Origin of the sequence: Tateyamaria sp. Alg231-49 (assembly GCF_900143535.1) — a bacterium.
Taxonomy (GTDB): domain Bacteria; phylum Pseudomonadota; class Alphaproteobacteria; order Rhodobacterales; family Rhodobacteraceae; genus Tateyamaria.
The window spans coordinates 205,110-218,596 of the sequence record NZ_FRFA01000005.1 but is presented as its reverse complement, the minus strand read 5'-3'; the positions used below and the strand labels follow the sequence as shown (position 1 = coordinate 218,596).

The window sequence follows — 13,487 nt, the reverse complement described above, 5'->3', positions numbered from 1 at the left end:
GAGGTGGACCCGGAGGGTCGGTTCCACGGGGGGATGATCCAGATGGTCATGCGCGTTTTGGAAGGCGCCGACTGTTTCTGCCCCAATCAAGGAGCAACCACGTGTGTTTTCTGCGGAGCGCAGCGTGGGTTGGTCTGTCGGGTCAGTGCTGGAAATCATGGTGTATTTGAAAAGCAATCGGGCGGCTCCGTGTGGAGCCGCCCGACAAAAGTGCTTTTATGCCTTCCAGGTCTTTTTGAAAGCATACCAGTTCATCTGTGGCCCGTTGGGATCGCTCTCCCAACCTTTGACGCTTGTCGATACCGCGTCCACAAAGTCGTTGAACATTGGCACCATCAAGCCACCCTCTTCGTTGAGCATACGGCCCATCTTGGAGTAGATTTCCTTGCGCTTGGCTTCGTCGAGTTCGGCGCGTGCTGCAAGCAGCATCTCGTCGAATTCTGGGCGCTTCCAACGGGTGTCGTTCCAGTCTGCGCTGGACAGATATGCAGTCGTGTACATCTGGTCCTGCACCGGGCGACCGCCCCAATAGGAACAGCAGAAGGGTTGCACGTTCCAGACTTCAGACCAGTAGCCATCGTTTGGCTCGCGCTTGATTTCCAGCGGGATACCTGCGGCTTGCGCAGATTGCTGGAACAGGGCGGCGGCATCGACCGCACCAGGGAACGCGCCATCTGCTGTACGCAGGATGATGGGCGAGCCATCATGGCCGGACTTTTTGTAATGCTCGGCTGCTTTTTCCAGATCAAATTCACGCTGTGGGATCGTCTCATCAAACAGCGGGTAGGCTGCGTTGATTGGAATGTCGTTCCCGATCGCGCCGTAGCCTTGGAGGATTTTTTCCACCATTTCCTGACGGTTCAACGCGTGCTTCAGCGCCAGACGCAGTTCGTTGTTGTCGAACGGTGCCGTGTCGATATGCGCGATAAAGACGTAGTGGCCACGTCCCGGTGTCGACAAAACGTCGATGGTGGGCGCGCGGTCGAGCAGTTTGGCGATTTTGGGTTCAACGCGGTTGATCGAGTCGACCTGACCGGATTGCAGGGCGGCTGTACGCGCTGTCGCATCGTTCAGAACGATGACTTCAACTTCATCGTAGTGGGCCGTCACGCTTTGATCACCACCCCAGTAGTTGGGGTTGCGTGTCGCAACCATGCGTACGCCGGGCTCATCGCTTTGCAGGATGTATGCCCCTGTGCCGATGGCCGCTGTTGGATCATCGAACCCGCCATTTGGCTGGATCATCAGGTGGTAGTCGGCCATCAGGTACGGCAAGTCAGCGTTGCCGACGCCAAGTGTCACTTCGAACACGTCACCGTCTGTGCGCATGCTTTCGATGCCTTGCACGATACCCAAGGCACCAGACTTGGAATCTTCGTTCGAGTGGCGTGCCATGGTCTGCATGACGTCTTCGGATGTCACGGCCTGACCGTTGGAGAATGTGATGCCCTGACGGACTTTGAAGCGCCAGGTTTTGGCGTCAGCAGAGCCTTCCCAGCTTTCTGCAACCAGACCGCTGAGCGATCCGTCGGCTTCGACTTCGACCAGACCTTCGCCCCACAGCTGACCGCCCGCGATTGGCACGTCAGAAGCCCAGCTTGCCGGGTCTTGGCTGTTGGTGGATTCGCCACCCTGAACGCCCATTTTGAACGTCCCGCCCGCGACGGGCGTTTCGGCATGCGCTGCATCCGCAAGCAAGGTCGAGGCCACGGCGGCACTCACACCCAGAGCCGCTGCGCGGCTCATGAATTCACGGCGCGTCATTGCGCCTGCTGTCACGCGTGCGGACAGCTTCTCTAGTTCTTTTGACATTTATGTCTCCCGTTTGGATGATCTCCGCGTCTGTTGCGCGGTAGTTGGCTTTGTGTTGCGAAGGGTAAGCATTTGCCGCCGCCTCGCAAGGGTTAATGCCATTTTCTGACGCACCACAACCTAGGCGGGAGTTGCGCGCGATTACAACAAGTCCCGCTCGACTTTGTCACTTATTGTGCGGTGATACACTGTTTTGTCATTTTCAAAGGCGTCTAGCGTCGCATTGAGGTGGAAATGGGTCGCATCACTCCACATCTCGCAGCGGGTTTCAGTGCGCAGGGCAATTCCGTCACGCTCCAGCTCGTCCGTCCAGTGGCATATACCGTGGGCCGACAGTGGATCGTCTGGGTGGATGTCCCAACGCTCGCGGGCGATGGATCCTGCGATCAGACCGTGGTCAGAGTCGCGTACCTTGCCAAAATCGTCCTCGATCACGAGGCTGGTGATCCCGGTGACCATGTCGGTTTCCTGTCTGCGGATGTGGGTTTCGGGGCGCAGCTCATCGGTTTGCCAGGGGGGTGCCGCATCCGGGGGCGGAAAGGTCCAGTCGCCTGCGTCGCGCAGTTCTTGAATCTCCAACGTCCCGCCGAGCACCGTCAAAGTTGCGCGTGTTGGGCTTGGCCAGATCAGGGGCCAATAGGCTGTCGATATTGCAACGCGCAGGCAGTGGCCTGCGGGCACTGTGTACGCAATGTGGTCTAGAGCGATTTCAATCTCTTCGCTCTGTCCCGGCACCAAAGGACGTCCAAGGTAACGTGCGAGGTTTAGCACGCCGTAGGTGATCCGCGTTGCAGCACCATCTGGGTGCACATGGACCAATCGAACGGCCAACTGTGCCACGGGTTGGTCGGAAGACAGCGTAAGGCACACCCGCGGGGCATCCGTAACAGAAAGGTCAGTTTCCAATGGCCTCGAGTCAAAACAAAGACCACGTGCATCGTCGCGCCTCTGATCGCCCGGCAGTTCGGGACCCAGCCAGATCGCGCAATATTCGCCAGCATCGCTCCCGGTGTCCTGTGGCGAGGCGACGGTCTGGTCGAGTGATCCGGGCGCGTCGCTAAGCCCGCCGTCGGTCAGGTGCCATTTTCGCACTTCACTTTGCGCATCCGCCAGCCATCGGCCTGAACGCTCGGTGTACCATGTGGCCGGGCGCACGCCATCCATCAAATAGGTGCGTAGGTCGGGGTCATTTTCGACGCCGGTGTCGATGTCTTTGAGCCACTTGTCCCACCATCTAAGTGCCTCTTGCAGAAAGCCGATGCGCGGTTCAGGTACAGCAAAATGTGGGTACTTGTGCACCCAAGGCCCGATGATCCCCTTGGCTCCGGGCAGGGCGGCCACCAGTTGTGGCACCGCGTTTTTATAGGCATCGCCCCAACCGCCGATGGCCAGAACTTTGGCTTTCATTGTGTCGTAGGATTCAATGACTGACCCGTGTTTCCAATAGTCATCGCGGGCTTGATGGCGCAACCAGACGGATGGCAAAAAGGGCTCGTTCTCCAACCGCTCCATCCACATCTCGCGCCAATCCGGGCGCAAGGCAGGGTCTGGCGCGCGGGAGGAATAGCTCCACATCGTCGCGCCCCAGCCAAGATTTTCGTTCAGCAGGCAGCCGCCCTTATAGTGAATGTCATCGTTGAAACGATCCACGGTCGAACAAAGCGTGATGACAGCTTTCAGCGCCTCGGGGGCCATCCCTGCCACTTGGAGGGAATTGAACCCACCCCAACTGATGCCCATCATTCCAACCCGGCCATTGCACCAAGGTTGCGCGGCAACCCATTCGATCACCGCGACAGCATCATCCAATTCCCGTTGGGTATATTCATCTTCCATCAGCCCGTGGCTGTCGCCATTGCCGCGCATGTCCACCCGCAGACAAGCATAACCGCGGGCCGCGAAATAAGGATGGGTCAACGCATCACGTGCGCAGGTGCCGTCACGTTTGCGGTAGGGCAGGTGTTCAAGGATCACCGGCACCGGATCGTCCATCGCATTAACAGGTCGCCACATGCGCACCGACAGTCGGATGCCGTCGGGCATCGCAATGGCAAGGTCGGGGTGCTCTTCAATATCGCGCAGAGTATTTTTCATGCGCGCACGGTTTCGTCGCAACGGTGCGCTGTCAAGCGGTTGTTCAGTCTTTGACTGCAACCAGCAAGTCGGCGACGTTGGTGCCTGTGGGGCCACTTTTGATCAAAGCACCTTGTGCCTCAAGCCAAGGGTAGGCGTCAGCGCGGGCCAAAGCGTCCGCACCGCTTGCGTCCCAGGTCTGCCCGTCGACCAGAGCGCCTGCGGCATCCGTTGGCCCGTCCGTTCCATCAGTACCAGCTACCAGAACACGCAGTCCTTTTGTTCCGGCAATCTCGCGCGCCAGATGCAAAGCCAGCGCCATGTTGCGTCCACCCTTGCCAGGGGTGGGTGGCAAGACCACGACCGGCTCGCCGCCAAGGATCATCACCCCAGACGGCGCCGAATGGACTTGGGCGCTTAGCCTTGGAACCAAGTCTGAGATGTCGCCATAAAGCGTTTCGGCGTTTGCGGTCACGGGCAAGGCGCTGGATGCGGCGACGGCATCGCGGGCGATGGTGTTGCTGGCGACAATGTGGGGGTGAAAGGCAAAGGGAGGGTCGGACGGGGCGTCTGCGATGCCAGACCCGATCGTGGCCAGCGCGTCACCCTCAACATCCGACAGGGCCAGTGTGGTCACGCGCGCGCCGCCAAATCCTGCCAACAGTTTGCCGCCCTTGATTTGTGAGCGCGCGGTGCGGTGGGCGTTCATCTCTGCGATGGCCGCGCCCGATGCAAGCAAGGCGTTGGTGCTGTCCATAAGGTCGGTCAGGCTCAGCCCTTCGCTGGGCACTTCGGCCAACGCAGAAGCCCCGCCTGATACTAGCATCAACAAATGCGTGCCGGGGCCACAATCGGCAACGGCTTCCTGTAAGGCACGACCGGCTATGATCGAAGCGGCATCCGGGACCGGGTGCGCTGCCTCCAACACGGTTGCTCTGGTCGGGGCATCTGCGGCATGGTCGTATTTGGTCACAACAAGACAGGGGGCATCCGGCCATTTTTCGCACGCCGGTATTGCCATCGCGACAGCCGCCTTGCCGACAGCAATAATACGTTCCGGTTTTGGGACAAGCCCGTCTTCAATCGCGCGTGCGACTGCCACGTCGCCGCGCACGGCCTGAACGCCAGCTTGCCACAAGGACAGGATGTTATTGGTCAGTTCCATGCGCTTTTCCTTGTGCTGCGCGGCGGAGACGAGTCCGGCGCCCTACAATATTTACTCTTGCACGCCCCAAATTGTGTTTGGACGTCAAAAAGACTCTATCCCTTGATTCGGGATTCCGTTGTGGTTCGGCCCACAACAGGTTGTCAGCACCGCAAATAATGCGGGCGGCGGTGTAAAACAATGGACCGCAAAAAGCGGCCGGCGGCGAGAGCAGTATTGGTATGAAAGCGATTGATTTTGTCGTCCGTGATGGCGCGGGCTCTTTGCAACGTGGCACTGTCCCCGTCGGTCAGGACGCGAGCGTTGCCCTGTCCAGCGGGCAGGAAGTTTCCCTAAACCTAAGGCAAATTGACTTCGCCAGTCAGCAGCGCAGTGGCGCTGATCTGATCGTAACCTTTGTCGACGGGCGTACGATCACGCTTGAGAATTATTTTGATGATGCCGGTCCGGCCAACAGGCTGTTCATCTCGGCGGATGGCTATCTGAACGAAGTGGTGTTTGTCGAAGCCGCCGATGGCGCGCTTTATGCGCAATACGGACCGACAGAACAGTGGGGCAAATGGAGCCCGTCCGACGACTTGATCTACCTTGGCCGGACCGAAGTGGCAGGCGCTGCCGCGGCGGATGAAGAAGGGGTTTCGATGTTGGGTGCCGCCCTGTTGGGTGGGATTGGTGGTCTTGGCGGCGCCGCAGCGGCTGCGGCTGCAGTCGGCGGAGCGGCGCTGCTTTCCGGTGGTGGCAGTGGCAGTGGCGGAGGCGGTGGCAGTGGCGGTGCAGCCAGCCTACCTGCCACTCCAACAGTTGATGAGGCGGGCACATCCACCGAACTTGGTGGCGACGATACATCGACGCATATTTTTGTTGTTTCTGGCACGGGCGAGCCCGGTGACACCGTCGAAGTGGATGCTGGCGGGTCAATTCAGACGACAACGATCGCAGATGATGGCACGTGGTCCGTAACTTACGAAGGGAGCACATTCCCTGCTGATGGAACAGCGCAAACCACAGTAGTTTTCACACACGCAGGCGGCGGCGAAACGACTATCGAGGGCCCGGTTTTTGTCATCGACACAACCGGACCGGATGTTGCCTTTGGAACGGGCGTGGAAAGCACAGGTCACATCGTAAACGCCACTGAGTTGGCGGGCGGCGTTACGTTGACCGGCACCGGCGAGGCGGGTGCCGCACTTGAGATCACGATTGCCGGTGTGACACGGACAGCCACGGTTTCGGACGCAGGAACATGGACAGCCACATGGCAGGCCGGAACGCTGGCCGAAGGCGAATACACGTCGGACGTGACGATTGTCGCCGCGGACGCCATTGGTAACACAACCACGGTCTCCGACATGCTTGTCGTCGATACTGTCGCCGAGTTGAGCATGACCACAACGACAGTCGAAGGTGATGGCACGATCAACGCGGCCGAGGCGGCGGATGGGGTTACTCTGACTGGTACGGCGCAGCCTGGTTCAACAGTTGAAGTCACCTTTGGTGGTGTCACCCAAGAGGCGACTGTGGACGGTTCGGGCAGTTGGACCACGACATATGACGCATCCAACATCCCCTCCGGCGAAACACAGGTGGTCGTGTCCGCGACGGCCACGGATGCGGCAGGCAACACCTCGACCGCGAGCGGCACAGTCAATGTGGACACGCTGGTCAACACACTTGAATTCACCTCGACGTCTGGCGGGGCAGACGGCGTGATCAATTCCGCCGAAGCTGCCTCGGGTCTGGTCGTCACAGGGATCACAGAGCCGGGATCGACCGTCGTTGTTGCTATGGGCGCCAGCTCCACCACAGCTGTGGTGGAGCCCGATGGCACATGGGCGGCAAACTTTGCCAGCGACGCCATCCCTCTGGGCACCTATTCGACACAAGTGACCGCAACGGCGACAGACGAGGCTGGCAATACGCGCAGTATCAATCAGGCGGTTGGTGTCGACACCGAGGCCAGCGCGTTGACTATCCAAGGTTCAGTTGAAGGCGACGATATCATCAATGGCGTCGAGGCCAGCGACGGCGTCATCCTGTCGGGCAACACCGATCCCGGCGCAGTCGTCAGCGTGACCATGAACGGTGTCACCCATCAGGCTGTGGCAAACGCAGCCGGGGTTTGGCAGGCGGACTATTCAGCGGCTGAGATTCCACAAGGCACCTACGAAGCGCAAATCACTGCGACCACCACGGATGCCGCAGGCAACACTGCTACGGTCAGCGACACGGTGCAGGTAGACACTCAGGTGGATAACCTGTCTCTCGCCGCAGATTTGATTGAGGGTGACAATGTCATCTCCGAGGCCGAGCGCGCCGACGGTGTCGTTTTGACGGGCACAACAGAACCCGGATCAACCGTATTCGTGACAATGGGCGCACACACGGTGCAGGCCTCCGTGGACACGCAAGGCAACTGGCAGGCACCGTTCACGCCCGCGCAAATCCCCTTGGGCGAATACGTCACCGATGTGAGCGTGACCGCCACCGATCTGGCAGGCAACGTCGCCTCGGTCAGTGACACGGTGCGGGTCGATACATTGGTGAACCAGTTGGACATTCAAGACACGGTGACATCTGACGACGTGATTAATGGGGCAGAGGCGCGCAGTGGTATTGACCTCGGCGGGCAGGTCGAAGCGGGATCAACCGTGATGGTGGATTTCAACGGCAGTGTACTGGCCGCAGTCGTGGAGGCAGACGGGACATGGTCCCTGACAATACCACCATCGGCCATTCCCAGCGGCACGTATGATGCGGACATCACGGTTATGGCCACTGATTCAGTGGGCAATACCGATGCGATCAGCGACACGTTGGCCATCGACACCGAAGCGCCCGATGGCCCGGTCATCGCAAGCTATACACGGGATGGCGACGGCATTCGCGGCATTTCAACCGAGCAAAGTGATGGCGATCTGAGCGTCGCTCAAGTCAACGCAAACGGCATAGTCGACGACGTGACGGCCACCCAGGTTGATATCGACGTGCTGGGCGAGACGAACTTCCAGTTCGCTTCCAACGTACCTGATGGCTCGCACCTGATCGTCAATTCGACCGACGCCGCTGGAAACACCAGCGGCACCTATGTGGTGCTGGACGACGAAAGCGCGAACACAGCCGTGGATCTTTCGAACCCGTCCTTGGGCGGTTACCAGATCGAGGCGGTGGAGTTACAATTCGCTGAAGAGGCGAACCTGACCATAACAGAGGCGCAGTTGCTGGGTCTGTCGGATGCCACGAACACGCTGACAGTCCACGGAGGCGCGGATGATACCGTGACCATCGCAGGCGCCACGCGCACCGGATCGACCAGTATCGATAGCCAGACATACGACGTTTATTCCCTTGGCACCGAAGGCACCCTGATTATGGACGAGGACATCACGGTCAACACTGCCGTTGGCTAACAATCAGAACAAAAACGAAATTATCACTGGGCAAGACAACAAAAACAATATCGAGCATTCCAGAAAGACATGAGGCGCGGACCGGATCAACCGCAACCGCGCCCACCTCAACAACAATAAACCCGAAACGGGACAGAACGATGAGGCAAGGTGGTATCAAGGTGGCGGCGGTTTGCGTCGCGGCATCCCTGCAGGCAGGGAGCATGGGCAACGCAGGCGACGAAGCCTTTGTGTCGCGCGCCAATACGGCTGCGGATGCCACTGTCACCGACGAACAAGCTGCCTTGCGCCAGACCCCGACCAAGAACGATCAAACCCTAAACAGCGAAAGCGTCGTCATTCAGGGGCTCTTGTCCCGTACATCCGTGCTGCCGACGGGCAGCGCCTACGACCGGGTGGCCACTGACGTTCTGGCCGCCAACGCGCGCGCGGCAGAAACTGAACTGCGAGCGGCAAGGTTGCGAGCCGAGGCGGCCTCAAAGAACTGGCTGCCTACCATTGGCCCCAATATCAGTCTCAACTCGCTTGGAGACATCGTCAGTCAAATCGTCGTGGAACAGGTCATCTTTGACAACTGACGCAAAAAGGGCGAGCGCGCCTTTGCCAAAGCTGACGTCGAAGTGGCTGCTGTAGCTCTGGCAGAAGACACCAACGATCGGGTCGCGACCGGCCTTGATCTTTACCTAAGCGCGGCTGAGGGTCGCGGGTCGTCGCATGTACATCGCGCCACACTGCGCGAGATGGAGCATTTCGAATACATCATGTCCGAACGGGTTCGGGGCGGCGTGTCGGACATGTCTGATCTTAACGTGATCCGCCAGAAGCTGTCGGAAATCCGAGCTTCCATTTCTGCAAGTGAAGAAGCCACAGCGACTGCGCTGGCCGAACTGAATGCGATGTCCATTGCGCCACAAAACGACGTGCGAGGCCTCAAGACACTAAACATCAGCGCCTCTGCCGCCGAACCGCTGGCCGTCACCCGCGCCGGAGCACAAAAAGAACGCGATATCGCGCAGGCCCGGATTGAACGTGCGAACCAGTTGCCTGGGATCAACGCCGAAGCGGCGGTGGGCGAGAACAGCGGCGGTGGGATCACTTACGGGGGTGCAAACATTGGTCTTGGCACCAACGCGCGCCTCAAATCTATTGAAGCGGCGGGAGAGGCGGCAGACCGCCGTGTCGCCCAAGCCAATGAGGACGCAAATCGCACATTGCGCAAGCTGGAAGGGCAAGTGGCCGCCAAAGCCCGTCAGGCCGACGAGGCGCGAGGACTAACCGCGCAAGCTAAAGCCAACCTTGATCTCTTCCGCGCACAATACGAGGCCGGTCAACGGCCTGTTATGGACATCGTGAGCGTCTACGAAACGTTTGATGCGCGCCAATCTACCGAAATCGCCCTCAAGTTTGAGGCGCTGCGCCTTCAGATCGAACTCGCCCGCGTGCAGGGCGTGCTTGTGCATGGAGAGCAGATTTGACCGCCAAGCGCCCCTTCACTCTGACCATCAAAAACGGCGATCACGCCGTCATCAGCGCGGGCACTGGCTTGACCGCAACGATCAAGAACGCGGACAATGCCAATCGGTACGAAGATCGGTTGCGCGCGCGGGCGGATGTGTCTGTGGCATATGCCGGCTTGCTGGGCGTCAACACAGCGTTTGGGGACGTTTTTGATACGTTGCGTGCCCAGACCGCCAAAGGTGCCAGCAATCGGGACGAAGCCGACGCACTTGTCACTGGCTTGCAAGCGGCGGGGCTTGTCGCACAAGTCCAGACTGTCAGTCATTTGCGCAGCGATCAGTGGCCGGCGCTGGCCTATATGACCAGCGGGCAGGTTGTGTTGGTTCTGGGCATGTCCAAGGGTGAACTGACGCTTTATGACAAAACCGGCACGGACAATCGCGCCACGGTGAACGTCACCAAATTTCTTCCCTTCTTCGCCGGGTTGCTGGTGCGGGCCGAGGCTCCGCTGGAACGCGTGGCGCAAACCCATCAGGCTGCCAGCGCCAAACCACATTGGTTCTGGGGTGAGTTCCACCGCTTTCGCAAGGCACTGGGCGAGATTGCCCTGGGTTCATTCGTTGCCAACCTTCTGGCCGTTTCGGTGGCGTTGTTTTCCTTGCAGGTCTATGACCGCGTGATCCCGCACCAATCCGAGGCGACGCTTTGGGTGCTGGCCATCGGGGCCTGCCTTGCCCTGCTTCTGGAAGCGTTCCTGAAAATTGCGCGCGCCCGGTTGATGGACGGCGCTGGGCGTCAGATCGAGCTTAGTGTACTCAGCCTGTTGATGGCACGGGTGATGGGGATGCGCTCGGACTTGCGTGGGCACTCGCCCTCGATGACTTTTTCGGCGATGCGCGAATTCGGGTCAGTGCGCGAATTCTTTACTGCCTCGACCATAGGCACCATTGCCGACATCCCGTTTATCTTCGTTTTCCTGCTGCTTGTCGCTTCTATCGCCGGGCCGGTCGTCTGGGTGCTGATCCTTGGCGGGGCGCTGATGGTCATTCCCGGCTTCTTCTTGCAGAAACGGATGCTCCGTCTGACGCAGGAAACCCAAGGGGCATCCGCCAAATCCTCTCGTCTGCTGCATGAAGCTATATTCGAGCGCGACACGGTCAAAACCCAACGCGCCGAGGACCGCGTGATGCGGTTGTGGCAGGAGTTGAACACGCTGAGCGCGATGAAATCGTCCGAGCAGCGGCGCCTCGCCTCTGTGCTGACATTCTGGTCTCAGGGCATCCAGCAGATGACGTATGTAGCCGCTGTCATTGCGGGCACTTATCTTGTCTTTGCAGGGCAGTTCACGGTGGGTTCGATCATCGCCGTCGGCATCCTCACCTCACGGACACTTGCGCCCCTCACACAATTGGCGGGCACCATGGCGCGCTGGGGCAACGTCAAGGCCGCACTGGATGGGCTTGAGGCGATTGCCGATGCGCCGCAAGACGCGCTGCCCGAACGGACCTATCTGCGCCGTGATGCGCTACAGGGGCATTTTGAGTTGCGCGATGTTCAGTTCCAATACGAGGACGACGGTGCGCCGACACTTGATATCGGGGCAGTGCAGATCAAGCCGCGTCAGAAAATCGCCGTCATGGGATCGAACGGAGCGGGCAAGTCTTCGCTTTTGAAACTGCTGTCGGGGGTTTACGCGCCAACACAGGGCCGGGTTCTGATCGATGGCACCGATATGGCCCAGATAGAACCACACGACCTGCGCCGTCTGATCGGATATCTGGGTCAGGACGTGCGCCTGTTTACCGGCACGCTGCGCGACAACCTGAACCTGACGATGCTGGAACGCGACGATGCGCGGCTGATGCAGGCGCTGAACTTTGCGGGACTGGGTCAGTTTGTGAAAGAGCATCACAAGGGCCTCGATCTGGAGATACTGGATGGAGGGCAGGGCCTCAGCATCGGGCAACGTCAGTCTATCGGCTGGGCGCGTCTGTGGTTGCAGGATCCGAAGGTATGCCTGCTGGACGAACCCACTGCCGCGCTGGATCAGACGCTGGAGGCGGCGTTGGTTGGCCGTCTCGAAAAATGGATGACGGGCCGCACAGCAATCATTGCCACGCACCGGGTCCCGATCCTTTCCCTTACACATCGCACTCTGATCCTTCAAAACGGGCGGATGACCATCGATGGGCCACAGGATCAGGTGCTGGCTCATCTGGGCAAACCCGGGCCGCTCCGAGGTAAAATCGCATGACGATGGCCCCTGCCAGTCTGGACGCGCAGCTTGAAGCAGATATGCGCGGACCTGCGCGCATCATCTATCTGTGTGGGGCCGTGGTTTTGGTCTTTGTTTTGTGGGCCGCCTTTGCATGGGTCGACGAGATCGTGCGCGGGCAGGGCGAGATGATTTCATCCTCGCGCCCCCAGATCATCCAGAACCTCGAAGGCGGCATTCTTGCCGAACTGCTGGTCGGTGAAGGCGACATCGTCAATCGGGGCGAAGTGCTGGCGCGGCTTGAAGGCACGCAGTTTCAAAGTCAGGCAGATGATCTAAAAAATCAAATCACGGCACTGACGGTCCGCAAGGCTCGTCTGGAAGCTGAATTGGCCGGGCAGTTCGATTTTGAACTGCCAGAAGGCGTCGAGGCAGATATGCAAGGCTTAGTGGCCAGCGAACGTGCCTTGTTGAACGCACGCCAGACGGATTTCCTGAGCCGTAGGGAAGGGGCCCAACGTGTACTGGATCAGGCTACCAAGGAACGTGTCCTGCTCGAAGACCTTTTGGAGCGCAAGATAGTTGCTCTGATTGAGGTGACGCGGGTGCGCAAAACGCATGCAGATGCGCGGATCAAGCTTGATGAGATCATCACCCAGACCGAGCTTGAGCGCGCGCAGACCTATTCAGAAACGCTCAAAGAATTGGGCACGCTGCGCCAGAACTTTCGCGCGGCTCAGGATCAGTTGAGCCGCACAGTGTTGGTGAGCCCAATGCGTGGCGTTGTAAACAATCTGTCCGTCACGACCATCGGCGGAGTGGTGCGCCCGGGCGAAGAGATCCTGCAGATCATCCCGCTGGATGAAGAGCTATTTGTCGAGGCCCGCGTCTCGCCCAAGGATATCGCGGGTGTACGCCCCGGTCAGGAGGCGACGATCAAGCTGAGCGCTTATGATTATACGATCTATGGTTCGCTCAAAGGGCAGGTGCGTCTTATCTCGGCGGACACGTTCAAGGACGAGCGCAAGGCCGACGGAGACCCGCATTATAAGGTAACTCTTGGGGTGGATACGTCTGATCTGAGCGTCCGACAAAGAAGCATCGCGATCCGACCGGGGATGCAGGCCGAAGTCGAGCTGCACACCGGTTCGAAGACAGTGCTTCAGTATCTTTTGAAGCCACTTTACAAGTCGCGTGAAGCGTTTCGAGAACCCTAGGGTTTAGGGTGGTTTGAGGCGCGCCTTGCGCCAGGGCGCAGACCTGATCGACGAGTTTCCATGAGTTGCTTTGGCGAATTTACGGCTTGCCCGAAAATAACGGTGCATCTCACGGGTTTAATGCGCTGACCAACTCAACG

The 13,487-nt window shown here is 59.3% G+C and carries 8 protein-coding genes; 5 read left to right on the top strand and 3 right to left on the bottom strand.

What is annotated here, in order from left to right; genetic code table 11:
* Positions 1-216: 216 nt before the first annotated feature.
* From DHN60_RS10050 to DHN60_RS10040, 3 genes are all read right to left on the bottom strand, one after another.
* Positions 217-1,812, bottom strand: a complete 1,596-nt coding sequence (locus tag DHN60_RS10050) for an ABC transporter substrate-binding protein (RefSeq protein WP_108837152.1) — start codon at positions 1,810-1,812, stop codon at positions 217-219.
* A gap of 141 nt (positions 1,813-1,953) precedes the next feature.
* Positions 1,954-3,906: a CocE/NonD family hydrolase gene (locus tag DHN60_RS10045; RefSeq protein ID WP_108837151.1), complete on the bottom strand. Its 1,953-nt coding sequence runs from the start codon at positions 3,904-3,906 to the stop codon at positions 1,954-1,956.
* Between the two features lie 43 nt (positions 3,907-3,949).
* A complete protein-coding gene (locus DHN60_RS10040; RefSeq protein ID WP_108837150.1) occupies positions 3,950-5,050 on the bottom strand; it encodes a glycerate kinase in 1,101 nt (366 codons plus the stop codon).
* Between the two features lie 221 nt (positions 5,051-5,271).
* Here DHN60_RS10040 and DHN60_RS10035 point away from each other — a divergent pair, with 221 nt between their 5' ends.
* The 5 genes from DHN60_RS10035 to DHN60_RS10010 all read left to right on the top strand — a co-directional run bounded on the left by DHN60_RS10035 (position 5,272) and on the right by DHN60_RS10010 (position 13,347).
* Positions 5,272-8,457, top strand: coding sequence for an Ig-like domain-containing protein (locus tag DHN60_RS10035; protein WP_108837149.1), 3,186 nt, complete (start codon positions 5,272-5,274; stop codon positions 8,455-8,457).
* A gap of 140 nt (positions 8,458-8,597) precedes the next feature.
* Positions 8,598-9,035: a hypothetical protein gene (locus DHN60_RS10025; RefSeq protein ID WP_159089167.1), complete on the top strand. Its 438-nt coding sequence runs from the start codon at positions 8,598-8,600 to the stop codon at positions 9,033-9,035.
* A 42-nt stretch (positions 9,036-9,077) separates the two neighbouring features.
* Positions 9,078-9,932 (top strand): TolC family protein, encoded by an 855-nt coding sequence (locus DHN60_RS10020; protein WP_108837146.1) that lies wholly within the window; start codon positions 9,078-9,080, stop codon positions 9,930-9,932.
* Entirely contained in the window at positions 9,929-12,169 is a 2,241-nt protein-coding gene (locus tag DHN60_RS10015; RefSeq protein WP_108837145.1) for an ATP-binding cassette domain-containing protein, read from the top strand. The genes DHN60_RS10020 and DHN60_RS10015 overlap by 4 nt, the downstream gene beginning before the upstream one ends.
* Complete coding sequence (locus DHN60_RS10010; RefSeq protein WP_234423600.1) at positions 12,166-13,347, top strand: HlyD family type I secretion periplasmic adaptor subunit; 1,182 nt, start codon at positions 12,166-12,168, stop codon at positions 13,345-13,347. The genes DHN60_RS10015 and DHN60_RS10010 overlap by 4 nt, the downstream gene beginning before the upstream one ends.
* Positions 13,348-13,487: the final 140 nt, after the last annotated feature.